Origin of the sequence: Burkholderia sp. IO2 (assembly GCF_029522185.1) — a bacterium.
GTDB lineage: Bacteria > Pseudomonadota > Gammaproteobacteria > Burkholderiales > Burkholderiaceae > Burkholderia > Burkholderia cenocepacia.
In genome coordinates this window covers 92793-119336 of the sequence record NZ_JAKWFH010000021.1, presented here as the reverse complement: position 1 = coordinate 119336, position 26544 = coordinate 92793, and the positions used below count along the sequence as shown (strand labels likewise).

Annotated in this window: 21 protein-coding genes; 7 read left to right on the top strand and 14 right to left on the bottom strand. The window is 67.9% G+C overall.

All coding sequences use genetic code 11. The features are described 5' to 3' along the window. Positions 1-274 precede the first annotated feature (274 nt). The gene (gene ltrA, locus MMB92_RS15945; RefSeq protein ID WP_048985191.1) at positions 275-1672 is read left to right on the top strand and encodes a group II intron reverse transcriptase/maturase; all 1398 of its coding nucleotides are present in this window, start codon (positions 275-277) and stop codon (positions 1670-1672) included. Between the two features lie 89 nt (positions 1673-1761). Here ltrA and MMB92_RS15940 read toward each other — a convergent pair whose 3' ends face one another. After that, a complete protein-coding gene (locus tag MMB92_RS15940) occupies positions 1762-2400 on the bottom strand; it encodes a TetR/AcrR family transcriptional regulator (RefSeq protein ID WP_125332579.1) in 639 nt (212 codons plus the stop codon). Positions 2401-2545: 145 nt separating this feature from the next. On the opposite strand from MMB92_RS15940, the gene MMB92_RS15935 reads away from it, so the two are divergent. After that, a complete protein-coding gene (locus tag MMB92_RS15935; protein ID WP_125332581.1) occupies positions 2546-4066 on the top strand; it encodes an MFS transporter in 1521 nt (506 codons plus the stop codon). A gap of 45 nt (positions 4067-4111) precedes the next feature. Here the strand turns inward: MMB92_RS15935 and MMB92_RS15930 are convergent, their stop codons facing one another. From MMB92_RS15930 to glcD, 8 genes are all read right to left on the bottom strand, one after another. Next, a complete protein-coding gene (locus MMB92_RS15930) occupies positions 4112-4756 on the bottom strand; it encodes a response regulator transcription factor (protein ID WP_125332583.1) in 645 nt (214 codons plus the stop codon). Positions 4757-4788: 32 nt separating this feature from the next. Beyond that, positions 4789-6171 carry a cache domain-containing protein gene (locus tag MMB92_RS15925; RefSeq protein ID WP_006496242.1) on the bottom strand — a complete coding sequence of 461 codons (1383 nt, stop codon included), beginning with the start codon at positions 6169-6171 and terminating at the stop codon, positions 4789-4791. Positions 6172-6345: 174 nt separating this feature from the next. Then, positions 6346-7911 (bottom strand): sensor domain-containing diguanylate cyclase, encoded by a 1566-nt coding sequence (locus MMB92_RS15920; RefSeq protein ID WP_059722224.1) that lies wholly within the window; start codon positions 7909-7911, stop codon positions 6346-6348. Between the two features lie 537 nt (positions 7912-8448). Beyond that, on the bottom strand, positions 8449-10623 hold the full coding sequence (locus tag MMB92_RS15915; protein WP_048988876.1) for a malate synthase G: 2175 nt from the start codon (positions 10621-10623) through the stop codon (positions 8449-8451). A gap of 39 nt (positions 10624-10662) precedes the next feature. After that, on the bottom strand, positions 10663-11067 hold the full coding sequence (locus MMB92_RS15910) for a heme-binding protein (protein WP_006481612.1): 405 nt from the start codon (positions 11065-11067) through the stop codon (positions 10663-10665). Between the two features lie 22 nt (positions 11068-11089). Continuing rightward, entirely contained in the window at positions 11090-12310 is a 1221-nt protein-coding gene (gene glcF / locus MMB92_RS15905; RefSeq protein ID WP_125332587.1) for a glycolate oxidase subunit GlcF, read from the bottom strand. 24 nt (positions 12311-12334) lie between these two features. After that, positions 12335-13411, bottom strand: a complete 1077-nt coding sequence (gene glcE, locus MMB92_RS15900; RefSeq protein ID WP_124633471.1) for a glycolate oxidase subunit GlcE — start codon at positions 13409-13411, stop codon at positions 12335-12337. After that, on the bottom strand, positions 13411-14910 hold the full coding sequence (gene glcD, locus MMB92_RS15895; RefSeq protein WP_006483541.1) for a glycolate oxidase subunit GlcD: 1500 nt from the start codon (positions 14908-14910) through the stop codon (positions 13411-13413). The genes glcE and glcD overlap by 1 nt, the downstream gene beginning before the upstream one ends. Before the next feature lie 218 nt (positions 14911-15128). Here glcD and glcC point away from each other — a divergent pair, with 218 nt between their 5' ends. The 4 genes from glcC (at position 15129) to MMB92_RS15875 (ending at position 19642) form a co-directional block, all read left to right on the top strand. Further along, positions 15129-15899: a transcriptional regulator GlcC gene (gene glcC, locus MMB92_RS15890; RefSeq protein ID WP_006483542.1), complete on the top strand. Its 771-nt coding sequence runs from the start codon at positions 15129-15131 to the stop codon at positions 15897-15899. Positions 15900-16094: 195 nt separating this feature from the next. Beyond that, positions 16095-17597: a nitronate monooxygenase gene (locus MMB92_RS15885; protein WP_125332589.1), complete on the top strand. Its 1503-nt coding sequence runs from the start codon at positions 16095-16097 to the stop codon at positions 17595-17597. Between the two features lie 35 nt (positions 17598-17632). Beyond that, positions 17633-19087 (top strand): DEAD/DEAH box helicase, encoded by a 1455-nt coding sequence (locus MMB92_RS15880; protein WP_125332591.1) that lies wholly within the window; start codon positions 17633-17635, stop codon positions 19085-19087. Between the two features lie 171 nt (positions 19088-19258). Next, positions 19259-19642 carry a hypothetical protein gene (locus MMB92_RS15875; RefSeq protein ID WP_006494285.1) on the top strand — a complete coding sequence of 128 codons (384 nt, stop codon included), beginning with the start codon at positions 19259-19261 and terminating at the stop codon, positions 19640-19642. Positions 19643-19716: 74 nt separating this feature from the next. Here the strand turns inward: MMB92_RS15875 and MMB92_RS15870 are convergent, their stop codons facing one another. Further along, on the bottom strand, positions 19717-20661 hold the full coding sequence (locus MMB92_RS15870; protein WP_277562780.1) for a LysR substrate-binding domain-containing protein: 945 nt from the start codon (positions 20659-20661) through the stop codon (positions 19717-19719). An 82-nt stretch (positions 20662-20743) separates the two neighbouring features. Between MMB92_RS15870 and MMB92_RS15865 the strand changes: the two genes are divergently transcribed. Then, on the top strand, positions 20744-21142 hold the full coding sequence (locus MMB92_RS15865) for a nuclear transport factor 2 family protein (protein ID WP_171983974.1): 399 nt from the start codon (positions 20744-20746) through the stop codon (positions 21140-21142). A 218-nt stretch (positions 21143-21360) separates the two neighbouring features. Here the strand turns inward: MMB92_RS15865 and MMB92_RS15860 are convergent, their stop codons facing one another. The 4 genes from MMB92_RS15860 to MMB92_RS15845 are packed head-to-tail and all read right to left on the bottom strand — an operon-like array spanning position 21361 to position 26538. Continuing rightward, a complete protein-coding gene (locus tag MMB92_RS15860; RefSeq protein ID WP_006482683.1) occupies positions 21361-22212 on the bottom strand; it encodes a carbohydrate ABC transporter permease in 852 nt (283 codons plus the stop codon). A gap of 21 nt (positions 22213-22233) precedes the next feature. Continuing rightward, a complete protein-coding gene (locus MMB92_RS15855) occupies positions 22234-23178 on the bottom strand; it encodes a sugar ABC transporter permease (protein ID WP_125332593.1) in 945 nt (314 codons plus the stop codon). Positions 23179-23232: 54 nt separating this feature from the next. Next, positions 23233-24492: an extracellular solute-binding protein gene (locus MMB92_RS15850; RefSeq protein WP_125332595.1), complete on the bottom strand. Its 1260-nt coding sequence runs from the start codon at positions 24490-24492 to the stop codon at positions 23233-23235. 60 nt (positions 24493-24552) lie between these two features. Further along, the gene (locus MMB92_RS15845; protein WP_060211069.1) at positions 24553-26538 is read right to left on the bottom strand and encodes a beta-galactosidase; all 1986 of its coding nucleotides are present in this window, start codon (positions 26536-26538) and stop codon (positions 24553-24555) included. Positions 26539-26544: the final 6 nt, after the last annotated feature.

The window sequence follows — 26544 nt, the reverse complement described above, 5'->3', positions numbered from 1 at the left end:
GCGCCAACCAGCACATCCCATCAGGGACCGTGGCCGAAGGCCACAATCAGAGTCCGAATGTACGGGTGCAATCTTTACCTCGCGTCGTCACGTACTGAGAGCTTGGCAAGCCGGGGGCGTCCATGTACGGGGAGATCTGCACTGCTGCCATGGTGCTACCGGCGTCGAGAGGCGGCGGGATGGCGGTGCAGAAGTCAGCAGAGGCCGTAGTAGGTGGGTGGTTTGCCACTGAAGGGCCGAACACGAACGAGCGTGATTAGGACGACAGACCTCGATGCTTACCGACGAAGCCCAAATGCACGAACGAGTGCAGCCTACAGCGGAGGAAGGCGGGCGGAACCTGCCGGTGGCCGATGGGGGTGCAGAGGCAGGCACGGCGGCTGTTGGGCGAACGAAAGCGCGGGCGCCATTGCTGATGGAAGCGGTGGTCGAGAAAGGCAACATGTGGCGAGCGTACCGAAGGGTGGTCGGCAATGGCGGGGCGGCCGGGGTGGATGCCCTGGGCGTGACGGCACTGCGGGACTGGCTGAAGGTGCACTGGTCAAGCGTCAAGGCGGCGCTGCTGGCTGGGCAGTACATCCCGCAGGCGGTACGCGCAGTGGACATTCCCAAGCCTGCGGGCGGGATGAGGACACTGGGCATACCGACGGTAGTGGACCGGCTGATCCAGCAGGCGGTGCTGCAGATCCTCCAACCGATCTACGAACCGGGATTCTCCGAGTCGAGTTACGGCTTCCGGCCGGGGCGCAGCGCGCAGCAGGCGGTCTTGCAGGCACGACGGTATGTGCGGGAAGGCCGGCGCTGGGTGGTGGATATCGACCTGGAGAAGTTCTTCGACCGGGTCAACCACGACATCCTGATGTCGCGGGTAGCGCGACAGGTGAAGGATGCCCGGGTACTCAAGCTGATCCGGCGGTATCTGGAGGCGGGGCTGATGCGTGGGGGGATGGTCGAAGCAAGGAGACAAGGCACGCCGCAGGGCGGGCCACTGTCGCCCCTGCTGTCGAACATCCTGCTGACGGATTGGGACCGCGAACTGGAGAAGCGTGGGTTGGCGTTCTGCCGCTACGCGGACGACTGCAATATCTACGTCCGAAGCAAGGCGGCGGGGCAGAGGCTGTTGGCCGGGATGACAGCGTTCCTTGCGGAGCGCCTGAAGCTGGGAGTCAACGAGGCGAAGAGCGCGTGCGCTCGGCCATGGACGCGCAAGTTCCTGGGCTATAGCGTGACGGTGCATCGTCAGGCGAAGCTGCGCATTGCACCGGAAAGCCTGCAAAGGCTGACGGCGCGGGTGCGGGAACTGGTGAGGCCGGGAAGCGGAAGAAACCTGTCGGACACACTCGCAGTGCTGAATCCGGTACTGCGAGGATGGATGGGCTACTTCCGCTGGACCGAGGGCAAGCGGGTGCTGGAGGAGCTGGACGGCTGGATCAGACGGCGGTTACGTTGCCTTCTATGGCGACAGGCCAAAGTACCTCGAAGCCGGGTCAAGATGCTGCGTCGACAAGGGCTCTCGGAGGAGCGGGCGTGCAAATCTGCCTACAACGGGCGTGGCCCGTGGTGGAACGCAGGAGCACTGCATGCACGCGCTGCGTTCCCGAAAAGCTACTTCGACGCCATGGGGTTGGTCTCACTGCTGGATACACAGCGGCGTTTGCAGTCTCGTTCGTGAACCGCCGTATGCGGAACCGCACGTACGGTGGTGTGAGAGGGCTGAGGGGGTGACCCCTCACCCTACTCGATCGGCGCGTCGGCCGCGCGTCATGCGCCGACGCCGAGCATCCGCAGGCAATCGTCGACCACCGCATCGACGAACGCGGCGCGATCCGTTTGCGGCGCCGCGATGATGTGATCGGTCGCGCCGTGCACGCCGGCATAGATCAGCAGCGCGGTGACCTGCGGGTGCGCGAGCCGCCACGTGCCGGCCCGGGCGCCGCCGCCGAGAATCGCGCCGAGCTGCTCGAGGATCGCGTTCTTGTCGGCATTCTCGCGATCGTGGTGGTGATGGTTCGTGTAGACGATGTCGTGCGTGCGATAGGTCGCGGCGTAGATGTCGATGCTGGCGCGGATCCATGCGCGCAGGCGCGCGAGCCAGTCGTCGGCGTCGCACGCGTCCACCGCCTGCTGCAACTGGTCGAGGAACGACGCGGTGTAGCGCTGCGCGAGCGCCGCGAGCATGTCGGTCTTCGATTCGAAGTAGTGATAGAACGTGCCCTTCGCGACCTGCGCGTGCTCGACGATCTCGCTGATGGTGGTCGCTTCGACGCCCTGCGCGAGGAACAGCGTCTCGGCCGCGGCCATCAGTTCCTCGAGGCGGACTTCCGCCGGCTTCGTGCGCGGCTTGCCCGCCGGCGCGTCGTCTTTCACTGTCCTGATCCCTGCCTTGGTCCTGTCCGTCATCGCGCGGCTCGACGCCCGTTCATGCAAAGCCCGCAGTTTAGGCCAGCGCCCCCGTTTACGGCCAACATGATCCATTGACCGACGGTCAGTCGATATGTAAGATGAGAATCATTCTCATCAATGGACCCGTCGCGGGTCGACCGCCATGTCTCGCTACCGTCGCGCCGCACTCGTCCTGGCCGCCTGTCTCGGCACCTTTCTCGCCACGCTCGACATCAGCATCGTCAACGTCGCGTTGCCGACGCTGCAGACGGCGCTCGATACCGATATCGGCGGCCTGCAGTGGGTCGTCAATGCGTACGCGCTCGCGCTGTCCGCGTTCATGCTGTCGGCCGGCCCGCTCGGCGACCGCTACGGTCACAAGCGCGTGTGGCTCGCGAGTGTGATCCTGTTCACGGCCGGTTCGATCGTCTGCGCGTGCGCGGGCAGGATCGGGCCGCTGCTGGCCGGCCGCGCGATCCAGGGGCTCGCCGGCGCGTTGCTGATTCCCGGCGCGATGCCGATCCTCACGCATGCGTTTCCCGATGCGCGCGAACGCGCCCGCGTGATCGGCGGCTGGTCGGCGTTCAGTGCGCTCGCGCTGATCCTCGGGCCGCTGCTGGGCGGCCTGCTCGTCGAGCATGGCGGATGGCAGGACATCTTCCTCGTCAACGTGCCGATCGGCATCGTGGCCGTGCTGCTCGGCGCTTGGGGCATTCCGGAGCGCCGGCATCCGGCGCATGCGGCGTTCGATCCGTTCGGGCAGGCGCTGAGCGTGGTGTGGCTCGGGTTGCTGACCTACGGGCTGATCGGCATCGGCCAAGCCGGTGTGTCGCAGGTGAAGGTGCTGGCGCCGCTGGCGGGCGCCGCGGTGGCGTTCGTCGTCTTCGTCCGGGTCGAAACGCGGGTCGAGCGGCCGCTGCTGCCGGTGTGGCTGTTTCGCGACCGGCGGCTGGTGCGCGCGAATCTCGCGTCGTTTGTGCTCGGGTTCTCCGGGTACAGCAGCCTGTTCTTCCTGTCGCTGTTCCTGCAGCAGGCGCAGGGTCGTGCGCCCGCCACGGCGGGCTGGCAACTGATGCCGCAGTTCGTGATGACGGCGATCACGTCGATGCTGTTCGGGCGCATCGCGGCACGCATGCCGCTGCATACGCTGATGGTGGCCGGATACGGGCTGATCGGCACGATGCTCGCGGTCATGGCCGGCTTCGGTGCGACAACCCCCTACGCGGCGGTCGGCGTGGTGCTGGCGCTGCTCGGCGTCGGCATGGGGCTCGCGGTGCCGGCGACCGGCATGACCGTGATGGAACTGGCGCCGGCCGAGCGCGCGGGCATGGCGTCGGCGACGATGAACGCATTGCGCCAGACCGGGATGAGCCTGGGCATCGCGGTGCTCGGCAGCATGATGAGCGTCGGCGCGTTGCACCGGATGACGGCCGCGATGCACGCGGCGGGCGGCGCGCACGCGGATACGCTTGCGCGGCAGGCCGTGATGGAGCACGTGCTCGCGGCCGCGCGGCCCGACATGCTCGGTGCGTATCGGGATGCGATGGCGCACGGGTTTTCGCTCGCGATCCTGTGTTCCGGAATCCTCAGTATGGTGATCGCGCTGATGTTGACGATGCGACGTGAAAAGGCGCAGCAAGCGGCCGTGTCGTGCGTGACGTCTTCACGGCCGGAGCCGGAATGAGAAGGCGCGCGGGCGGGTCGCGGCGGATCGGTTCGACAGGCGGGCCTACCGCCGCCGATGCTCGACCGCGAACTTGATCAGCTCGGCCTGCCCTTCGATCTCCAGCTTGCGCTTCAGGTTGAGCCGGTGCGTCTCGACCGTGCGCACCGACAGCCCCGTCTGTTGCGCGATCTGCTTGCTCGACAGCCCCTCGGCCAGCGCGTCGAGGATGTCGCGCTCGCGCGGCGTCAACCGGTCCAGCGGCGACGCGGTCGCGCTCGCCTGGATCATGCGCGCGGCCAGCCCTTCGCTGAAGAACGTCTGCCCGGCCAGCACGGCGCCGATCGCGCGGACGATCTCGCTCGCGGGCGAATCCTTCAGCAGATAGCCGCTCGCGCCGGCACGCACCGCCTGCGTCACGTACTCGATGTTGTCGTGCATCGACAGCATCAGCACGCGAATGCCCGGAAAGCGCTCGTGGAATATGCCGGCGAGCGTGATGCCGTTCATGCCGTTCATGCCGACGTCCATCAGCGCGAGATCGGGTTCGAGCGACGCGGCGAGCGCGAGCGCCTCGTCCGCGTTGCCGGCCTCGCCGACCACCGACAGATCGGCCGCTTCGAGCCGCATCCGCAAGCCGTCGCGTACGAGCGGGTGGTCGTCGACGAGCAGCAGTCGGGCGGCGGGCCGGGCGGTATCGGGGGCGCTCATGCGTGAAAGGTCTCCTGTAATGGGGCGCGTCGTCACGCCGCGCTGCGCAGCGGCACGCGTGCGGCGACGATCGTGTGGCCCACTTGCGACGTGATCGTCAGCGTGCCGCCGAGCGCGTCGAGGCGCTCGCGCATGTTGCGCAGGCCGATGCCGCGGCGCGCGTCGGCCTGCGAGCGTTCGGCGTCGAAGCCGCAGCCGTTGTCGGCAATCGTCAGCGTGACGGTTTGCGCGCCGACGTCGAGCGTGACGGCCGCGCGCGACGCCCGCGCATGATGCACGATGTTGCTCAGCGCTTCCTGCGCGATCCGGAACAGCGCGGTGTTGACGGCTTCGGGCAATGGCTGCGTGCCGCTGTGCGCGACCTGCGTATAGCCGATGTCGATGCCGCTCTCGGCGCCGAGCTCGCGCACGAGTTGCTCGAGCGCGGCCGCGAGGCCGAGATCGTCGAGCATCGACGGCCGCAGCGCATGCGAGATGCGCCGGACTTCGCGCAGCGTATCGCCGAGCCGCCCGACACCCGACGCGAGCGCCTGCTCGGCTTCGGGCACGCGCGACGTGCCGCGCTCGAAGCGCGCGAGCGCGGATTCGAGCATCAGCTTCGCGGACACCATCATCTGGCTGATCCCGTCGTGCAGTTCGCGTGACAGCCGCGCGCGCTCCTGCTCCTGCGATTCGACGACGCGCTGCGCGAGCTGCTTGAGTTTCGCGTCGGCGCTGCGCGACTCGCTGACGTTCAGCACCAGCGCGCACACGGCGATCGCCGCCGCGCCGGTGAGCGCGATCGCGGTGAGCCAGCTCATCGTGCGCTCGATGTTCGCGGACGCGCGCGCGTCGATGCGCTGCAGCGCGGTGTCGACGTCGTCGAGATAGATGCCGGTGCCGACCATCCAGCCCCAGCGCTCGAGCGCGACGACGTAGCCGAGCTTCGGCGCGACGCGGCCCGTCGACGGCCGCTGCCATGCGTAGCGCACGTAGCCGCCGCCCTGCGACGCCGCGCCGATCAGCTTCTGGATGGTCAGTGCGCCCTGCGGGTCGCGCATCGACCAGAAGTTGTGGCCGACGCGTTCGGGCTCGCGCGGATGCATCAGCGAATTGCCGTGCAGGTCGTACACGAAGAAATAGCCGTCCGGGCCGAAATCCATCTTTTGCAGCATCGCGAGCGCCTGCGTGCGCAGCAGCGCGTCGTCGCGCGCATTGCGGCCGCTCGCGTCGTAGAGCGGCATGATCGCGCTCGTCGCGAGCTCGACGTAGTGTTTCAGCTCGACTTCCTTGCTCGACAGGTACGCGGCCTGGATCGTCGCGTGCTGCGTGCGCGCGAGCGACGTCGCCTGCTGGCGCACGCCGAAGCCGATGCCGGCGATCGCGAGCAGGAACGGCACGATGGCCAGAAGGAAGATCTTTGCCTTGAGTCTCATGGTGGTGCGAAGCGGCCGCGAACCGGCGCGGCCGTGGTGCGGCTGGCCAGGCGCGGCCAGCCAGGCGCGGCCCGGCCGGGGACGTCGGCCGCGCGGCGGCGCGGTGGCGTATCGAGCCGATATTGTCGGTGATTTTGCCTGCGGACGGCGGCGGCCCCGCCGCTGCCCGTACGCTCAGGCCCGCCGCGACTGGCGATCGTCGGGCGGCGTGGCCGCCTGCACGACGATGCGGTTGCGCCCGCCTTCCTTCGCCCGGTACAGCGCATCGTCGGCCAGCTTCAGCGCGGCCTGGATGTTGTCGTCGCGTTCGGGATAGCTGGTCGTCACGCCGATGCTCACCGTCAGCCGGCCGACCGTGCCGGCGTCGTGGCGGATGCCGAGATCGAGGACGCCCGTGCGGATCGTTTCGGCGATCGTCACCGCGCCGTCCGAGTCGATGTCCGGCAGCACCACGACGAATTCCTCGCCGCCATAGCGCGCCGCATAGTCGGCCGGGCGGCGCAGGCAGCCGGCGATGCAGTGGCCGACCGCGGCGAGGGCGTCGTCGCCGGCCTGGTGGCCCTGCGTGTCGTTGTAGCGCTTGAAGTAATCGACGTCGATGAACAGCAGCGACAGCGCATGTTGCGAGCGCGCGGCACGCCGCCATTCGCGCGCGAGCGTGACGTCGAGCATCCGGCGGTTGTCGAGGCCCGTCAGGCCGTCGGTGCGCGCGAGCGCCTGCAGCTCGGTTTCCGCGCGATGACGCTTGCGCAATTGCACGTCGAGCAGCAGCGACAGGCCGACGAAGCCGATCGCGAGCACGACCATCGCGGAGCCGATCGGGATCGCACGGTCGTACCACGCGGCGTAGGTGTCCGCTTCCGAGCGCGCGACCATGACGATCAGCGGCAGGCCGTCGAGGTGCCGGAACACGTACAGGCGTCGCACGCCGTCGATCGACGCGGTATCGGCGAAGCTCCCTTCGCTGGCGGTCATGAAATGCCGGAACGTGCTCGCGCGACTGATGTCGCGGCCGACAATCCTGGGGTCGTAGGGCTCGCGCGCGACCATCTTGCCGTCCGTGTTGATCAGGGCAACCGAGCCGCGGTCGCCGAGCGACAGGCGCGAGAACAGATTCTGGAAATATTCGAGCCGGATCGACATCACGGCGACGCCGCCGAACGACCCGTCGGGCCGCGTGATTCGCCGGCTGAGCGCGATGCTCGGCGAGCCGCCGCGCAGCCGAGAATGATACGGGGGGCTCACGTACAGGCCGATCTCGGGGTGGTCGCGGGGCACGGTGAAGTACGGTTCGTTCGCGAAGTTGGCCTTGCGCGGCACGTCGCTCTTGCCGTCGACCGCGATGTCGCCCTTTGCGTCGAGCACGTAGATGCCGCCGAGGTACTTGGCCGTCGTCGCGCGGTCGAACAGCACCTGGCGGCGCAGCGGCATCGGCAGCTTGGTGACGTCGGGGTCGTTCGCGCCTTCGACGACCGCCTGCAGCGACAGCGAATAGATCTCGATGTTGCGTTCGATGTCCCACGACGCCATCAGCGCGAGATTCTGCTGCATGCTGCGCGAACGGTCGCGCGCGTCGATGCGGCCTTCGTACAGCACGATTCCGCACAGGAGCAGCAGGATCAGCGCGATCAGCAGCCCCGTATAGAAGATCAGGTGCGGCAGCAGGAACCGGCGCAGATGAGCGGCGACACGGCTCGTCAGGCCGGATTCGCTGGGCATTGCGTAGTCGGTTTCGGCCATGGTCCGTGGATCGGGGGCATCGTCGCCGGGCGGCGGGTCGATGCGATTGTTCGTATGACTACCGGTGGCGATCCGGTGCGCAGCCCTCTGCCCGTGCCAGCCTTTCGTTCAGCGGAAAAAACGGCCGCCGATTATCGACAATCGCGACCGGATAAACCCTATATTTACAGGTAAACATTGACTGCAATTCGACGATCTGACGAATTGCGTGATGCGAATTCCACGGAGTATAACGCGCGTGTTTGCGTGCGCGGAAAATGTTGCATCCTGTTGATCGGGGTCAAATTACGGTGTAATCCCGGGCTTGCCAATATCGGGCGCAGCGTTGCGGCGCAAGGCTTTGCGGGGCAGCGGGGAGGTCGCGCCGACGGTTGCGGATACCGGCGGATTAATGGTGGGCCGGCGACAGGCGCCGATTATCGGTTTCAACGCTCGGCTGAACGCGAATATGAAAACGGGCAGCCGCGAGGCTGCCCGTTTCGCGAGGCCGGCGTACGGCCGGCGCCCGGCATGCGGGACGAACCCGCATGCGCAGGTTTATGCGCCGCGCTGTTGCGCCTTGAACGCGAGCCGGAACTGATGCAGCAGCGGCTCGGTATAACCGCTCGGCTGCGACGTACCTTGCAGCGCGAGCGCGCACGCGGCCTGGAACGCGGTCGACTGGTCGTAGCCGGGCGCCATCGGGCGATAGTTCGGATCGCCGGCGTTCTGCTGGTCGACGACGCGCGCCATCCGCTTGAACACGTCGAGCACGAATGCCTCGGTGATCACGCCGTGGCGCAGCCAGTTCGCGATGTGTTGGCTCGAAATGCGCAGCGTCGCGCGATCTTCCATCAGGCCGACGTCGTGGATGTCCGGCACCTTCGAGCAGCCGACGCCCTGTTCGACCCAGCGCACGACGTAGCCGAGGATGCCCTGCGCGTTGTTCTCGACCTCGCTCAGGATTTCCGCCTCGCTCCACGCGGCACGCTCGACGACCGGCACGGTCAGCAACCCTTCGAGCAGTGCGTCGCGCTCGCTCGCGTACGGCGTCTTCTCGAGTTCCTGCTGGACGGCCTGCACGTCGACGAGGTGGTAGTGCAGCGCGTGCAGCGTCGCGGCGGTCGGCGACGGCACCCATGCGGTGTTCGCGCCGGCGCGCGGATGCGCGATCTTCTGCTCGAGCATCGCATGCATCAGGTCCGGCATCGCCCACATGCCCTTGCCGATCTGCGCGCGGCCGCGCAGGCCGGCCGACAGGCCCGCGAGCACGTTGTTGCGCTCGTACGACTGGATCCACGCCGACGACTTCATGTCGCCCTTGCGGATCATCGGGCCCGCTTCCATCGCGGTGTGCATCTCGTCGCCGGTGCGGTCGAGGAAGCCGGTGTTGATGAACGCCACGCGCGCGGCGGCGGCGGCGATACATGCGGCGAGGTTCACGCTGGTGCGGCGCTCCTCGTCCATGATGCCCATCTTCAGCGTGTTGCGCGGCAGGCCGTACAGATCCTCGATGCGCGCGAACAGCGTGTCGGCGAACGCGACTTCCACCGGGCCGTGCATCTTCGGCTTCACGATGTAGATCGAACCCGTGCGCGAATTGCGCTTCGCCTTCAGGTCGTGCAGCGCGCACAGCACCGTGACGACACCGTCGAGAATCCCTTCCGGAATCTCGTTGCCGTCGCGGTCGAGCACCGCGCCGTTGGTCATCAGGTGGCCGACGTTGCGCACGAACAGCAGCGAGCGGCCATGCAGCGACAGCGTGCCGCCGGCGGGCGTCGTGTACTCGCGATCGGCGTTCAGGCGGCGCGTGAAGGTCTTGCCGCCCTTCGCGACTTCCTCGACCAGCGTGCCCTGCATCAGGCCGAGCCAGTTGCGGTAGAGCTGGACCTTGTCGTCGGCGTCGACCGCCGCGACCGAATCCTCGCAGTCGATGATCGTGCTGACCGCGGCTTCGAGCACGACGTCCTTCACGTTCGCGAGATCGGCGCGGCCGATCGGCGTCGACGCGTCGATCTGGATCTCGAGGTGGAGGCCGTTGTGCTTCAGCAGGATCGCGGACGGCGCATCGGCCGCGCCCTGGTAGCCGACGAACTGCGCGGGCTGCGCGAGCGCGACGTTGCCCTGCGCGGTTTCGACCGCGAGCTGGCCGTCCTGCACGCGGTAGCGCAGCGCGTCGCGGTGCGAGCCGCTCGCGAGCGGCGCCGCGGTGTCGAGCACGTTGCGCGCGTAGTCGATCACGCGCTGGCCGCGCGTCGGGTTGTAGGCCGACGTGCGTTCGGCGCCGCCGTCTTCGGGCAGTGCGTCGGTGCCGTACAGCGCGTCGTACAGGCTGCCCCAGCGCGCGTTCGCGGCGTTCAGCGCATAGCGTGCGTTCGACAGCGGCACGACGAGCTGCGGGCCGGCCTGCGTGGCGATCTCGCTGTCGACGTTCGCGGTGGCTGCCGCGACGTTCGACGGGACCGGCACGAGGTAGCCGATTCGTTCGAGGAATGCGCGATACGCGGCATGGTCGCGAACCGGGCCGGGGTGCGCGCGATGCCACGCGTCGAGTTCCTGCTGCAGGCGGTCGCGTTCGGCGAGCAGCTCGCGGTTGCGCGGCGCGAGGTCGTGCACCAGGGCCGAGAAACCGCTCCAGAACGCGGCCTTGTCGATGCCGGTGCCCGGCAGCGCTTCGTTTTCAATGAACTGGCTCAGCGCTGGCGCGACTTGCAGTCCTGCTTGGTCGATCATCGTGAATCCTCCCGGGGAAAATGCGCGCGGTTTGGCTGGTTATTCCGCGACGCTCTGTGTACCGGCGCGGGCGATCTGCGCGTCCTGTTCGGACTTTACGCCAGACACACCGATCGCGCCTGCAATCCGGCCGCCGACCGTGACCGGCACGCCGCCTTCGAGCAAGCCCGTTAGCGGCGCGCTCAGAAACGCGGTGCGGCCACCGTTGATCATATCCTCATACGCCTTCGTCTCGCGACGGCCGAGCGCCGCCGCGCGGGCCTTGTCCTGCGCGAGGGTGCTGCTGGCCGGCGATGCGCCGTTCAGCCGCGCGAACGCGAGCAGGTGGCCGCCGTCGTCGACGACGGCGATCGACACGGCCCAGCCGTGGCGTTCCGCTTCCGCGCGCGCCGCGGCGAGCATGCGCTCGGCATCGGCCAGTTCGAGTTCGGGTTTCGTTTGCATGGGTTTCCTCCGGAAGCGGCGGTCAGGTGACCAGCCGGTTGTCGACGAGCTCGATCCAGTGGCGCACGGGCGTGCGGCCCGCGCCGTTCAGATGAGTCTGGCAGCCGACGTTGGCGGTGACAATCAGGTCCGGCTGCGCCGCTTCGAGCGCATCGAGCTTGTTGTCGCGTAGTGTCGTCGCGAGGTCGGGTTGCGTCAGCGCATACGTGCCGGCCGAGCCGCAGCACAGATGGCCGTCGGCGACATTCGTCAGATCGAAGCCCAGCCGCGTCAGGATGCGCTCGACCGCACCGCCGAGGCGCTGCGCGTGCTGCAGCGTGCACGGGCAATGGACCGCGACGCGCCGTGGCGTCGCATCGGCGAGTGCGTCGAGCGGCTCGGCCGCGATCACTTCGGCCAGATCGCGCGTGAGCGCGCTGACGCGCCGCGCCTTCTCCGCATAGACGGGGTCGGAGCGCAGCAGGTCGCCGTATTCCTTCACGAACGCGCCGCAGCCGCTCGCGGTCAGCACGATCGCCTCCGCACCGGCCTCGATCGCGGGCCACCATGCGTCGATGTTGTGGCGCGCGCGCTGAAGGCCCGCATCCTGCGCGTTCAGGTGATATTCGGTCGCGCCGCAGCAGCCGGCTTCGCGCGCGGGGCTCACGCTGATGCCGAGCCGGTCGAGCACGCGCGCGGCGGCCGCATTGGTGTTCGGCGACAGCGACGGCTGCACGCAGCCCTCTAGCATCAGCACGCGCCGTGCATGACGCACGGCCGGGCGCGGCGCGGCGGCGGGCACGGCGGCCGGGATCTTGTCCCGCAGCGTGCCGGGCAGCAGCGGGCGCAGCGCGCGGCCGGCCTTCAGCAGCGCGGCGAACGTGGCCGGGCGCGGCACCACGTGACGCAACCCGGCGCGCAGCAGGCGTTCGCGCGCCGGCCGTTGCACGCGCTTTTCGGCTTCCGCGCGACCGATGTCGAGCAGCGTGTGATAGCGCACGCCGGACGGGCAGGTCGTCTCGCAGTTGCGGCACGTCAGGCAGCGGTCGAGATGCCGTTGCGTGCGTTCGCCGCACGGCTCGCCTTCGAGCAACTGCTTGATCAGGTAGATGCGGCCGCGCGGCCCGTCGAGCTCGTTGCCGAGCACCTGATAGGTCGGGCAGGTCGCATTGCAGAAGCCGCAGTGCACGCACGCGCGCAGGATCGCTTCCGCTTCGTCGGCCCGGGCGAGGGCCTTGCTTGCTTCGCTGAGATTGGTTTGCATCGGCGGGTCGGGATCGGGTTCGCGTCAGAAGTCGGCGTAGAGCCGGCCGGGATTGAAGATCGCGTGCGGGTCGAGCTGCGCCTTGAGCTGCCGGTGCACGCGCAGCAGCGCGGGCGGCAGCGGCTGGAACGGCTCAGGTGTCGTGCCCGGCGTGAAGCAGGTCGCGTGGCCGCCCCATTGCGCGGCCAGGCGCTGCACGTCGGCCGGCGCCGCGTCGCTTTTCAGCCAGCGCTGCGCGCCGCCCCAGTCGACGAGCTGCGCGCCCGGCCACGCGTCGAGCGGCGCGGCAGCCGGCACCGACACGCGCCACAGCGGACGCGGGTCGTCGAAGAACGGCAGCGCGAGATCGCGCAGCCGCGCCCAGCATGCGTCGCCGCGGTCGTCCATCCGGTCGCCGCCGATCATGTCGCGCGCGGCCTTCACCGAGCCGTCGCCGCCTTCGATCCGCACGCGCAGTACGCCGTTCGCGTGGCACGCACCCGCGAGCGGCAGCCCCGCGCGACGCCACGCGGCGACGCGCTGCACGGCTTCGCTTGCCGCAAGCGTCAACGCGAGATCGCACGTCGCGCGCGGCTTCGGCAGCACCTTCAGCGACACTTCGGTCACGACGCCGAGGCAACCGAAACTGCCGGCTAGCAGGCGCGACACGTCGTAGCCCGCGACGTTCTTCATCACTTCGCCGCCGAAGCGCAGATGCTTCGCGTGGCCGGTGATCACGCGGCAGCCGAGCACGAAGTCGCGCACCGCGCCGGCCCACGGACGACGCGGGCCCGACAGCGCCGCCGCGAACATGCCGCCGACGGTGGCCGCGCCGCCGAACGACGGCGGCTCGCACGGCAGCATCTGGCCGGCCGCGTCGAGCATCGCGTCCAGATCGGCGAGCGGCGTGCCCGCGCGCGCGGTGATCACGAGTTCGGTCGGGTCGTACGACACGATGCCGCGATGCGTGCGCACGTCGAGCGTGCGGCCTTCGACCGGGCGGCCGACGAACGCCTTCGTGCCGGCGCCGCGGATGCGCAGCGGCTGGCGATCGCGGATCGCCGCGTCGACCTGCGCGACGAGCGCCGCGCTGTCGTCGATGGATTCGATGTCGCGTCGCATCAGAAGCGCTCCAGTTCGGGAAACGGCAGCTTGCCGTGATGGACGTGCATTGCGCCGAATTCGGCGCAGCGGTGCAGCGTCGGGATGTTCTTGCCGGGATTGAGCAGCCCCTGCGGATCGAATGCGGCCTTCACCGCGTGGAAGAACGTGATTTCGTCGGCGTTGAACTGCACGCACATCTGGTTGATCTTCTCGCGCCCGACACCGTGCTCGCCGGTGATGCTGCCGCCCGCCGCGACGCACAGCTCGAGGATCTTGCCGCCGAGCGCTTCCGCGCGGTCGAGCTCGCCGGGCCGGTTCGCATCGAACAGGATCAGCGGGTGCATGTTGCCGTCGCCCGCGTGGAACACGTTCGCGACCGGCAGCCGGTATTCGGCGGACAGCGCGGCGATCCCTTCGAGCACGCGCGGCAGCTCGCGGCGCGGGATCGTGCCGTCCATGCAGTAGTAGTCGGGCGACATCCGGCCGACCGCCGGGAACGCGTTCTTGCGGCCGGCCCAGAAGCGCTGGCGCTCGGCTTCGTCGCGCGCGACGCGAATCTCGCTTGCGCCCGCGTCGCGCAGCAGCGCGGCGACGCGTTCGGCATCCTCGTCGACGTCGCTGGCCGCGCCGTCGAGCTCGCACAGCAGGATCGCCTGCGCGTCGACCGGATAGCCCGCGTGGATGAAGTCCTCGGCCGCGCGGATCGCGAGGTTGTCCATCATCTCGAGGCCGCCGGGGATCACGCCCGCGCCGATGATCCGCGCGACCGCGGCGCCCGCCTCGGCGACGTCGTCGAAGCTCGCCATCAGCACCTTCACGCTCGGCGGCTTCGGCAACAGCTTCACCGTCACCTCGGTGACGATGCCGAGCATCCCTTCGGAGCCGGTGAACAGCGCGAGCAGGTCGAAGCCCGGTGCATCGAGCGCGTCGGCGCCGAGCGTGAGCGTGTCGCCGTCGATCGTCAGGATCTCGACCTTCAGGATGTTGTGCACCGTGAGCCCGTATTTCAGGCAGTGGACGCCGCCCGCGTTCTCGGCGACGTTGCCGCCGATCGAGCACGCGATCTGCGACGACGGATCGGGCGCGTAGTAGAGGCCGTGCGGCGCGGCGGCCTGCGAGATCGCGAGATTGCGCACGCCGGGCTGCACGCGCGCGATGCCGGCATCGGGGTCGATGTCGAGGATCCGGTTGAACTTCGCCATCACCAGCAGGATGCCTTTTTCGAGCGGCATCGCGCCGCCCGACAATCCGGTGCCCGCGCCGCGCGCGACGACCGGCACGCCGTGCGCGGCTGCGACGCGCAACACCGCGCGCACCTGGTCGACCGTGTCGGGTAGCACGACCGCGAGCGGCACCGTGCGGTACGCGGCCAGCCCGTCGCATTCGAACGGCTTGAGCGCCTCGCGTTCGTGCAGCACGTCGAGGCCGGGCGCCGCCGCGTGCAGCGCGGCGACGAGGGTGGCGCGATCGACGGTCGCCAGCGGCCCGTCGATCCGTTCGTCGTAGATGAAACTCATTGGTTCGTCTCCACCATGCGGGCGGCCGCGCGAGGCGCGACACGCCGGAAGGACAGGATTCTTGGTGGCCCGCGCGGGCATGTCCAGACGTCGCGAAGGTGGTCATACCAGTTTTTGATACGCGATCGGTCCTGCGTTCGTGAAGGATCGGTAAAACCCAATGACTACAAGGCTTTATGCGAAAATCGGCGTCATCTGTCCAAAGTGGTCATACCAGTATGGAAATGCAGGAGCGGGAAGGGCCGGCGCGACGCGTGGCCGACGTCGTCGCCGAGCGGATCGAGCAGTTGATCGTCGACGGCGTGCTGAAGGCCGGGCAGGCGCTGCCGTCGGAGCGGCGGCTGACCGAGAAGCTCGGCGTGTCGCGCACGGCCGTGCGCGAAGGCATGAAGCTGCTGCACGCGCGCGGGATCATCGACACGACGCACGGCAAGGGTTCGTTCGTCGCGAGCCTGACCCCGCAGCGTGCGATCACGCCGATGATGCATCTGCTCGGCTCGCAGCCGCGTACGCTGTACGACCTGTTCGAGGTGCGCGGAATGCTCGAGGCCGAAGCCGCGCGGCTCGCGGCGCTGCGCGGCACGCCGGCCGATTTCATCCTGATCCGGCGCCGCTACGAGGAAATGACGGCGGCCGACGCGCAGGATCTCGATCCCGCCGCGCGCGCGAAACTCGACCACGCGTTTCATCTTGCGATCTGCGAGGCGTCGCACAACCCCGTGCTCGTCAATACGCTGCAGTCGCTGACCGACCTGCTGCTCAGCTCGGTGTTCGCGTCGGTGAACAACCTCTATCACCGCGAACCGCTGAAAAAGCAGATCGACCGTCAGCACGCGCGGCTCTACAACGCGGTCACGGGGCGGCTGCCCGACCAGGCGCGCAAGGCCGCGAGCGAACATATCCGTCAGTGCGTAGACTATCTGCGCGAGATCGAGCAGGAGGAGCAGCGGCTCGTGCGTTCGACGTTGCGGCTCGAAGGGTGGACGTAAACGGGCGGCGGCTCGCCTGCACGTTGATGTAAATCACGCTTGGTGCGTTGACGCTGCGGCCTCACGATCGAATATGTCACAATGTGATCTATTCGGTGCGCGGCTTGGCATCGCTCGTGCACGTGGATGCAACACGTACGGCGTACCGTCGAGCGTGATACGCCACCGATCCCGCTTCTGACAGGAGGATGCTGCATGTCGATTCCGACGCGTGGCGACGGGCACGACGCCCGCGCCATCCAGATCCTGCATCGCCCCGTCTGCGACCTGCTCGGCTGCACCTGGCCGATCGTGCTCGCGGGCATGGGCGGTGTCGCGCGCGCGGAGCTCGCGAGCGCCGTGAGCGCGGCCGGCGGGTTCGGCTTTCTCGGCATGGTGCGCGAGCCGGTTGCGCTGATCCGCAGCGAAGTGCAGCGAGTACGCGCGGCGACCGATCGCCCGTTCGGCATCAATCTGATTCCCGCGTCGACGCCGCCCGATCTGCTCGATGCCCAGCTCGACGCATGCGTCGAGCTGGGCGTGCCCGTCGTCGCGCTGTTCTGGGACGTGATGCCGGCCGTCGTGCGGCGCCTGCGCGACGCGGGCGTGTGCGTGGTGCATCAGGTCGGCTCGCTCGACGATGCGCGCGCGGCCGAAGCGGCCGGGGCGCAGGCATTGATCGTGCAGGGGCGCGAGGCGGGCGGCCATGTCCGCGGCGACCGGCCGCTTGCCGCGTTGCTGCCCGACGTGATCGGTGCCGCGAACGTGCCGGTACTCGCGGCGGGCGGGATCGTCGACGGTGCGGGCGTGGCGGCCGCGATGGCGCTCGGCGCGCAGGGCGCGGTGATGGGCACGGCCTTCATCGCGACCCACGAATCGTTCGCGCATGCGTATCACAAGCAGCGCATCGTCGAGGCGCACGAAGGCGACACGCTGCTGACCGACATCTTCCACATCAACTGGCCCCGCGGCGCGAGGGTGCGCGTGCTGCCGTCGAGCGTGACGCGCGGCGAACGCGGCGATCCGTTCGGCGACGCGCGGACCGTGATCGGCGACGAGGAAGGGCGGCCGATCTATCTGTTCAGCACCGATTCGCCGCTGCGCACGATGACCGGCGATGTCGAGGCGATGGCGCTGTATGCGGGCACGGGCGCGGGGCGGATCGAGGCGGTCGAGATGGCCGGCGACGTGTTGCAGCGGATCGTCGCCGGCGCGGCCGCGATACTCGACAAAGGCGGCACGGGGACGCCGGCCGGCGCCGTCGACGAGCGCGAACACGAGCGCCGCGCCGCGTTGCTGGCTACGCTCGATGAATTGCTGGAAGCCGAGCGCGCGGGTGCGCGCGTCGCGTCCGAGACGGCGACCGAGGTGACCGACGATCCCGAGCTGCATCGGCTGATCGCCCGTATCCGCCAGGACGAGGCGCACTGGTGCAGCGTGCTCGTCGACGCGATCCGGTCGCTCGACGCGGTGCCGACGCGCGCGACCGGCGCGTTCTATGAGAAGGCGATGGCGATCGACGATCTGGCGGAGCGGATGGCGTTCCTGAATCGCGGCCAACGCTGGGTCGTGCGCAAGCTGCAGACCTTGCTTCCGACGCTCGCCGATCCGGACATTCACCACGCGCTGTCGTTGATGCTGGTCGCGCACGAGAAGAATATCGGGGCGGTGGACGTGCGGCTGCGCGGCGGCGTGGGCGGGGCGCAACCGGCGCGGTAACCGCTAGAATTGCGGTTTTCGCCCGGAATACGTCCATGTCTTTTGCCTCGCTTGGCCTGATCGAGCCGTTGCTGCGTAACCTGCAGGGCCTCAATTACCAGACACCCACGCCGGTGCAGGCCAAGGCGATTCCCGCCGTGCTCGGCGGCAAGGACGTGATGGCCGCGGCCCAGACCGGCACCGGCAAGACGGCCGGTTTTGCGCTGCCGCTGTTGCAACGGCTGGTGCAACACGGCCCGGCGGTATCCAGCAACCGCGCGCGCGTGCTGGTGCTGGTGCCCACGCGCGAACTGGCCGAACAGGTGCTGCAAAGCTTCGTCGAATACGGCAAAGGCCTCGATCTGCGGTTTCTGGCCGCCTACGGCGGGGTGAGCATCAATCCTCAGATGATGAAGCTGCGCAAGGGCGTCGACGTGCTCGTGGCGACGCCGGGCCGCTTGCTCGACCTCAATCGCCAGAACGCGGTGCAGTTCGATCAGGTGCAGACGCTGGTGCTCGACGAAGCCGACCGCATGCTCGATCTCGGCTTCGCGCGCGAACTCGACGCGGTCTTTGCCGCGTTGCCCGCCAAGCGCCAGACATTGCTGTTCTCCGCCACGTTCTCCGACGAGATCCGCACGATGGCGGCGGGCATTCTGCGCAGCCCGGTCGATATCAGCGTCAGCGCGCCCAACGCCACGGCCAGCAAGATCAAGCAGTGGGTGGTGACGGTCGACAAGCGGAACAAGCCGGACCTGTTCATGCATCTGGTGGCGCAAAACAAGTGGGAGCACGCGCTGGTGTTCGTCAAGACCCGCAATGGCGTCGATTATCTGGCGGTGATGCTGGAGAAAGCCGGCTATGCGGTCGACACGATCCACGGCGACAAGCCGCAACCCGCGCGTTTGCGGGCGCTGGAGCGTTTCAAGGCGGGCGAAGTGCAGATGCTGGTCGCCACCGATGTGGCGGCGCGCGGACTGGATATCGACGATCTGCCGCTCGTGATCAACGTCGATCTGCCGATCGTCGCGCAAGACTATGTGCACCGTATCGGCCGCACCGGCCGCGCGGGCGCCAGCGGCGTGGCGGTATCCCTGGTATGCGCCGATGAAGCGCCGCAACTGGCCGCGATCGAAGCGCTGATCCGGCAGACGCTGCGGCGCGAAGAAGAGCCGGGTTTCGAAGCCGAGCATCGCGTGCCGGAAACCAGCGCGACGGGCCAGATCATCAAGAAACCGAAAAAGCCGAAGAAGCCCAAGGTGCCGCAAGCCGCGCCGGTCGCGAGGCAAACGCCGGGCAAGAAGCCGCATACGCCGAGCAACGACGGCAGGCGCAAGCCGGGGGCGCAGCATGCGACGGCCGCTGGTGCCGGTAAAGGTCCGGACTACACCATCGGCAGCCCGTTCAGCGTGCAGAAGCCGCGCAGCAAGCCAGCCGGGAAGACGGGGGCGGCGAAGCCCGCCGGGAAATCCGCCGGTGGGCGCGGCAAACCGGGCAAACCGTCCAGGTAGGCCGAATCTTCCTGTCCGGGGTGCCGAGACGATTGAATCGTCCGATGCAGTGGACGAATACGGGTGGCTGGAAGCAGCGCGGCCGGTTTTTTCGTTGCCGACCTGAAACCGGCCGCGACCCGGCCTTCCCGGCGTGACCGACGATGTGCGATGACTGAAGTGAGAGAGGGAATGACGACGACATTCGACGAGGCGACAACGGCGGCGATCGCCGCGTTTGCCCAACTGGATTTGTACACGGCCGTGCAAGCGATGCGCGCCGAGGCCGATTATGACCACGAGCGGGACCAGTGGATCACGCGCTATATCGACGAGCACGGCGGCGGCGTGGACGATGCCGAGTACGACGCCTTGCATGCTCAGGCGCAGGCAACGCCGGAATACGCGCACTTCATCGATGGGGTTCGCCAAGAAATCCGCGAATACTTCGGCGTGACCGACGATCAACTGGACTGCATGATCGTGCTGCGCGAGGATGACAGCGATGCGCTGTGGGCGGAGGTCAACCGCCAGCGGAGCGCGCTGGGAACCGGTGAAGTGCGCGGCGATCTCTGACAGGCCCGTCATTCGCCGGTACTGTGGGTGGGTCATTCGAGCATGTCGATTCCACCCGGGTATCGGATGCTCGCCTATCGGTCTTCTCGCGCAAGTCGCAGCAAGACGTCGGCGAGGGCCCGAATTTTCGGTTGTGCCGCACGTTGGGGCGGATAGACGACGAAGTACGAAAGGCCGTCTCGAGCCACGTCGTCGAACGGCGTCACCAGCGATCCGGCGCGGAGCCGGTCTCTTGCCATTCGCGGGTCGCCGATTGCAACGCCGTGTCCTTCCATCGATGCCGCGAGCGTCAATTCGAGGGTATCGAATACGAGTCCGCGTCCCGCATCGACCTGGCGTGCCCCGACATGATCGAGCCAGCACCTCCATTCCGCGTGGCTGGGCCCGGGATGGAGCAATTCGACCTGCGCAAGGTCGGCAACGGATCGCAGTGAGGTTGCCAAGGCGGGCGCGCACATCGGCGTGAGCATCTCGGCAAACAGCGGGATCGCCTCCATACCGGTCCATTGTCCCGTGCCGCGCACGACGACGGCATCGACGTCGGACGTCGTGAAATCCGGCGTGTCGTCCGCGGATGTCGAGATACGAAGCTCCGTTCCGCTCATCGCGCGCTGGATGTCCGGCAGCCGCGGGAGCAGCCAGCGAACGGCGAACGTGGAAGGCAGCTTCAACGTGAGCACCGAGATCGCCCGTGCATGGACGTCCGCGTGCCGAACCAATTGCGTGAGCACGTTGACCGCGACCGTCAGCAGTGCATTCCCTTCCGCCGTCAACGTCAGGCCCGATACGTGGCGCACGAAGAGTGCGCATCGGTAATGCGTTTCCAGCTGCTGTATCTGGCGGCTGACCGCACCTTGCGTCCGGCATAGGTGGTCCGCCGCCTTGCTGACGCTGCCCAGCTGCGCCGCGGCGACGAACGACTGAATCGCCGCCAACGGCGGGAGCGGCCGCGTCAGGTCGGCCAGCGGGTATGCATGCGCCGCATACCCGGGTTGCAAATTTTTCGATTGTTCGGTCATCGGGGCGTCGCTATCGTGCGTCTACCGGATGCCCTGTTCTTGCGAGTGAACGGGGTCGTCAACGAATGATCGGAGGATAGCCTTGGGCTCAACGTCGGGATCACTATATACGCAACAGGTTCGCGCCTACCTTCGGGAACTGGAGCGAGGCGATGTCGGCGCCATCTGCGCGCTATTTACGCCGGACGCGCGGATTTTCTCGCCCTTTCTCGGCTGGATGCAGCCTGAGCCCTTCTTTTCGAAGGTCGCTGCCGCGTCGGGAGAAAGCAGGATTACGCCGATCGATATCTGCGTCAGCACGAGTGGCGCTCGCCGTGCGACCGGTTACTTCATCTACGACTGGGGCCTGAAAGACGGCTCGGCGGCGCGCTTCGAGTGCGTCGACGTATTCGAGTTCGACGTCGCGGGGCTCATCGAACGAATGATCATCGTCTACGACACCCATCCGATTCGCAGTACGGTCGGCGACAAGTACGCGTAGCCGAATCGATGTCGAGCAAAGTCGCGCCCAGACGTCCAGGCGCGTCGAAACCGCCAGCATCCAGCTGCGCGTTTAATCGGTTGGCGGCATTGGAGCCTGGATGGCGGGCCGAGGTCGCCAACCGACATCGCCTCAATCTGCAAAGCATGAAAAAAGCCCGCCGAAGCGGGCAACCTCACGATGCGGAGGGGGAGATTCGAAACGCGAGCGGCGCGCGTTCAGCCTTTCGTCGCGCCGAACGTGAGTCCCGCGACGAAATGCTTCTGCATCGCGAAGAACATCGCGACCGACGGCAGCGCGGCGAGAATCGACCCGGCCGAGACGAGGTTCCACGAAGTCGTCCATTGACCTTTCAGCGCGGCGACGCCCGCCGTGATCGGCGCCGCCTCGTCGCCTTGCGTAAGGCACAGCGCCCAGAAGTAGTCGTTCCACACGAACGTGAACACGAGAATCGCGAGCGCGGCCAGCGCCGGCCGGATCAGCGGCAGCACGATCCGCCAGAACACCGTCCATTCGCCCGCGCCTTCGATGCGCGCCGCCTCGATCAGCTCGAACGGCAGCTGCTTGATGAAGTTGCGCAGGAACAGCGTGCAGAACCCCGTCTGAAATGCGACGTGGAACAGGATCAGCGCTTCGACGGTATTGAACACGCCGAGCCGCAGCGACAGGTCGCGCACCGGAATCATCAGCACCTGCACCGGCACGAAATTGCCGGCGACGAACGTGCCGAACAGCGCGGTATTGCCGCGAAACCGGTAGGTCGCGAGCGCGAAGCCGGCCATCGCCGCGAGCGCGATCGAGCCGATGACCGACGGCACGGTGATCTGCACGCTGTTCCAGAAGTAATGCAGCATCGGCGACGTGGTCAGCGCATCGCGATAGTTCTCGATCATCGCGAAGCGGCGCGGCCAGCCCCAGTAGTGACCTTCGACGAGTTCCTCCGTCGAGCGCACCGACGTGACGAACACCGCGATCATCGGCAGCAGCCAGATCACGAGCGCGACGGGCAGCGACAGCTTGTACAGCCGGCGCGATACCGGCTTCCAGTGGGCAACGGGTGTCGGAAACATGATGAGTGGGCTCCCGAAAGGTCACTGCTCGTTGCGCAGCATGCGGCGCAACTGGAACACGATGTAGACGAGCATGATCGCGAACAGCACGACCGCGATCGACGCGGAATAGCCGAGCCGGTAGTACTTGATCGCCTGGTCGTACATGTAATACGCAAGCACGGTCGAGCTTTCGAACGGGCCGCCGCCCGTCATCACCGAGATCAGGTCGAAGCTGCGCAGCGCGCCGATCACGGTGACGACGATCGCCATGAAGGTGGTCGGCCGCAGTTGCGGCAGCACGACGTGCCACAGCAGCGCGAAGCCGCGCGCGCCTTCCATCCGCGCGGCTTCGATCTGTTCCGGGTTGATCGACGTGAGGCCGGTCAGGTACAGGATCATGCAGTACGCCGTCTGCGGCCACAGCGCCGCGAACACCACGCCGAGCGTCGCATAGCGTGCGTCGCCGAGCACCGGGATGCCGTGCCCGGCGATGACCGCGAGCAGCCCGAAAGTCGGATCGTAGAACCACGAGAAGATCAGCCCGACGACCACGCCCGACAGCACGAACGGCGCGAAGAACAGCGACTTCACGAGCCGGATGCCGCCGACCGCCTGGTTCAGGTACAGCGCGAGCGCGAGGCCGAGCGGCGGTGCGAGCATGAACAGCACGAGCCAGATCACGTTGTTGCGCAGCGCGGTGTAGAACGTCGGCGCCTGCAGCAGCTCCGCGTAGTTCGCGAGCCCGACGAAGGTGCGCTCGGTCATCCCGTCCCAGTTGTACAGGCTCAGCCACAACGTCGACAGGATCGGCCAGATCACATAAATGGCAACCATTGCGCAGGCCGGCGCGAGAAACAGCCACGCGGCGCGCCGTTGCCGCCGCACGGCGGGCGACGGCCGGCGCGCGGGCAACGCGGTGGTGGACGGGCCGCGCGGCGGCGGTGCGGTGCCGGCGGGCGGGGTGGACGTGATCGGACTGGACACGGCAAGCCTCCTGAACGGACACGGCGGCGCGCGGCCGCCGGTTGGGTCACGCGGTCACTTCTTGTAGATCCGCTTGCGGGTCTGTTCGAGTTGCGCGAGCACCGTATCGAGCTGCGCGGGATTCGCGAGGAACTGCTGCATGCCCTTCATCCCTTCGTCGGCCATTTCCTTGGTCATGTCGCGGTCGTAGAACTGCGCGACGCCGCCCTTCGTGTCGGCGAGGATCCGGAAGCCGATGCGCGAGATCGGATCGGCCGGCTCGGGCGACTTGCTGTTGGCCGACAGCGAGCCGAGCCCTTCGGCGAGCTTCGCGCCCATCTCGGGCGTTTCGACGAACGCGAGGAACGTGTGCGCGTCGGCCTTGTTCTTCGCCTTGGTCGGGATGTGCAGCGATTCGACCGGGCCGTCCTCGGCGGTCGGCACCTTCGGGTCGATGATCGGAAAGCGGTAGTAACCCATTTCCGGCTTCACGTTCGGCGGGAAACCGGCCGCGATGAAGGTACCCATCAGCATCATCGCGGCCTTGCCCTGGAACAGGAACGGCTGCGCGCCGTCGAGATCGTAGGACAGCGCGTTGTCGATGAAGTAGCCCGAGTCGATCAGCGATTTCCACGTCGTGTAGACCTTCTTCACGCGCGGGTCGGTGTACGGCACGTCGCCGGCCATCAGTTGCTGATGGAACGCGTTGCCGTTCAGGCGCAGGTCGAGATAGTCGAACCAGCCGGCGAGCGTCCACGCGTCGCGGCCGCCGATCGCGATCGGCGTGATGCCGGCCGCCTTCAGTTTCTTGCACGCATCGAGAAACTGGTCCCACGTCTTCGGCTCGTCGGCGATGCCGACCTTGCGGAACAGGTCCTTGCGGTAGAACAGCCCCCACGAGTAGTAGACGGTCGGCGCCGCGTATTGCTTGCCGTTATAGGACGACGCGCTGCGCGTCGACGCATACATCGCATCCCAGCCGTTCTTCGTCCAGTCGCCGCTCAGGTCCTCGAACAGCCCGCGCTTCGCGTAGTACGCCATCCGTTCGCCCGCGTGCCAGTTCACGACGTCCGGCGCGACGGTGGTGAGCCACGCCGGGAGCTGCACCTTGTACGCTTCCTCGTCGACGAAGGTCGGCTTCACGTCGATGTCGGGATGCGCCTTGTGGAACGCTTCGATCGTCGACTGCCAGACCGCGCGCTGGCTCGCGCCCTTGAACGCGATGTTGAGGGTCAGCGTGCCGGCATCGGCGGGCGCCGTCGTGCCGAGCGACGCGAAGGCGACCGCGGCGGCCGTGGCGAGCCGGGGGGCGGCGCGAAGGGGGCGATGTGTCATGGTGTCTCCAGTCCTGTGTGTCGTTGTGCGTGCCCGGCGCGTCGCGGCGCCGGTGAGGGGTTACGAACGGCTTCGATACACGGCTACGTCCTGCGGTCCGACCTGCGCGGCGCCGAACACGAACGCCGACGGCGGTACCGCGTCGATCGTGTGCGGCGTGCTGCCGTAGTTGAACACGTAGGTCAGGCCGCCGCGGCGGCTCACGCGTACGCCGTCGGGCAGCGGCGTCGGCGCGAGGCCCGCTTCGGCCGCGACATCGGCGAACAGGCGCATGGTGGTCGCGTCGTCGAACAGCGCGGCCCAGTAATGCAGCGCGCCATGCGACACGCAGGCCGGATGACCGTCGGCGAAGCGCGCATGCACGACGCTGCGCGTGTCGTCGTGCAGTTCGACGAAGTCGCGCCAGTGGCGCGCCGCGCCCGCGAGCGGCGAGCCGTCGCGCAGCGTGCCGTCGATCCGTTCGGTCAGGTTCGGCCGCAGCGATTCGACGCGCCACACGCGTACCGGCAGGATCGACGCGAGCGGGCCGGGCGGCAGCGCCGGCGGAATCTGCAGGTCGACGGTTTTCGAGCCGGTGCGCGGCCCGAACACCACATGGGCGCCCGATGCGGCGAGTCGTGACGCGAAATCGTCCGGCACGATCGGCAGCGGCGGCACCACGACGACGCGGTAGCCGTCGAGCGGCGCGTGCGCGGACACGATGTCGACGTCGAGGCCGAGCGCGCGCAGCGCCGAGTAGTACTCGAACGCGAAACGCGGGTAGTGGAAATCGGCACCCTGCGGCTGCACTTCGAACAGCCACTTCGCCTCGTAGTCGAACACCAGCGCAACGGGCGCGCGCACCGCGCCGTCCGCGTCCGCGCCGGCGTCGTGCACGGTCGCGATCTCGCGCGCGACGCGCTGCGCTTCGCGGCCGCCTTCGTCGAGCTTGTCGTCGGGCGTGTGCAGCCCCGCGTGCATCTGTTCCTGCGCGAACGGCGCTTGCCGCCAGCGGAAGTAGGACACGCAGCCGGCGCCGTGCGCGAACGCCTCCCAGCTCCACAGCCGCACCATGCCCGGCAGCGGCGCGGGGTTCCACTGCGCCCAGTTCACGGGCCCCGGCTGCTGTTCCATCACCCAGAACGGCAGCTTCGACATGCCGCGATACAGATCGTGATTGAACGACGCGAAATCCGGATGGCCGGTGCGCAGCCAGCGCGCCTTCACGTCGGGCGCGAACCATTGCTCCTCCAGCGCGCCGAGCGGGTAGCTGTCCCACGTCGCGATGTCGAGGTCGCGGGCGACCTCGTAGTGATCGAACTCGGTGAACAGCTGCATGAAGTTGTGCGCGACCGGCCGGCCCGGCGAGTGTGCGCGGATCACGTCGACCTGCATCCGGTGATAGCGCGCGAGCTCGTCGGACGCAAAGCGTCGGTAGTCGAGGCGATGCGACGGATGGGCTTCGGTCACGGTGCCCACCGGCGCGTCGACTTCGTCGAAATGGCGATACTCCATGCTCCAGAACACGGTGCCCCATGCACGGTTCAGCGCGTCGATCGTGCCGTAGCGCGCCTTCAGCCATTCGCGGAAGCGCACGAGCGCGGCCGGCGAGTAGCTGACGACGGTCTGGTGGCAGCCGAGCTCGTTGTCGGTCTGCCAGTAGCGCACGGCCGGATGGCGGCCGTAGCGCTCGGCGACCGCCGTGCAGATCTGGCGCGACGCTTCGAGATAGGTCGGCGACGAGAAATCGTAGTGGCGGCGCGAGCCGAACGCGCGCGGCCGGCCGTCCGCGCCGATCGCGAGGATGTCGGGATGACGGTCGACCAGCCATTTCGGCGGCGTCGCGGTCGGCGTGCACATCACGATCTCGAGGCCGGCCGCGCCGAGCACGTCGACCGCACGGTCGAGCCAGCCCCAGTCGTATTCGCCCGGCGACGGCTCGATGCGGCTCCACGCGAATTCGGCGATCCGCACCTGCTCGATGCCGAGCGTTTTCATCCGGTGGGCGTCGTCGGCCCACATCGATTCCGGCCAGTGTTCCGGGTAGTAGCAGACTCCGAGGCGCATGCCGAT

Coding starts and splice junctions, on each gene's coding strand:
- MMB92_RS15885 (WP_125332589.1), top strand. CDS start 16,095: ATGTCGATTCCGACGCGTGGCGACGGGCACGACGCCCGCGCCATCCAG.
- glcC (WP_006483542.1), top strand. CDS start 15,129: ATGGAAATGCAGGAGCGGGAAGGGCCGGCGCGACGCGTGGCCGACGTC.
- MMB92_RS15850 (WP_125332595.1), bottom strand. CDS start 24,492: ATGACACATCGCCCCCTTCGCGCCGCCCCCCGGCTCGCCACGGCCGCC.
- glcF (WP_125332587.1), bottom strand. CDS start 12,310: ATGCAAACCAATCTCAGCGAAGCAAGCAAGGCCCTCGCCCGGGCCGAC.
- MMB92_RS15870 (WP_277562780.1), bottom strand. CDS start 20,661: ATGACCGAACAATCGAAAAATTTGCAACCCGGGTATGCGGCGCATGCA.
- MMB92_RS15910 (WP_006481612.1), bottom strand. CDS start 11,067: ATGCAAACGAAACCCGAACTCGAACTGGCCGATGCCGAGCGCATGCTC.
- MMB92_RS15860 (WP_006482683.1), bottom strand. CDS start 22,212: ATGTTTCCGACACCCGTTGCCCACTGGAAGCCGGTATCGCGCCGGCTG.
- MMB92_RS15935 (WP_125332581.1), top strand. CDS start 2,546: ATGTCTCGCTACCGTCGCGCCGCACTCGTCCTGGCCGCCTGTCTCGGC.
- MMB92_RS15845 (WP_060211069.1), bottom strand. CDS start 26,538: ATGCGCCTCGGAGTCTGCTACTACCCGGAACACTGGCCGGAATCGATG.
- glcD (WP_006483541.1), bottom strand. CDS start 14,910: ATGAGTTTCATCTACGACGAACGGATCGACGGGCCGCTGGCGACCGTC.
- MMB92_RS15875 (WP_006494285.1), top strand. CDS start 19,259: ATGACGACGACATTCGACGAGGCGACAACGGCGGCGATCGCCGCGTTT.
- ltrA (WP_048985191.1), top strand. CDS start 275: ATGCTTACCGACGAAGCCCAAATGCACGAACGAGTGCAGCCTACAGCG.
- MMB92_RS15920 (WP_059722224.1), bottom strand. CDS start 7,911: ATGGCCGAAACCGACTACGCAATGCCCAGCGAATCCGGCCTGACGAGC.
- MMB92_RS15925 (WP_006496242.1), bottom strand. CDS start 6,171: ATGAGACTCAAGGCAAAGATCTTCCTTCTGGCCATCGTGCCGTTCCTG.
- glcE (WP_124633471.1), bottom strand. CDS start 13,411: ATGCGACGCGACATCGAATCCATCGACGACAGCGCGGCGCTCGTCGCG.
- MMB92_RS15940 (WP_125332579.1), bottom strand. CDS start 2,400: ATGACGGACAGGACCAAGGCAGGGATCAGGACAGTGAAAGACGACGCG.
- MMB92_RS15915 (WP_048988876.1), bottom strand. CDS start 10,623: ATGATCGACCAAGCAGGACTGCAAGTCGCGCCAGCGCTGAGCCAGTTC.
- MMB92_RS15880 (WP_125332591.1), top strand. CDS start 17,633: ATGTCTTTTGCCTCGCTTGGCCTGATCGAGCCGTTGCTGCGTAACCTG.
- MMB92_RS15930 (WP_125332583.1), bottom strand. CDS start 4,756: ATGAGCGCCCCCGATACCGCCCGGCCCGCCGCCCGACTGCTGCTCGTC.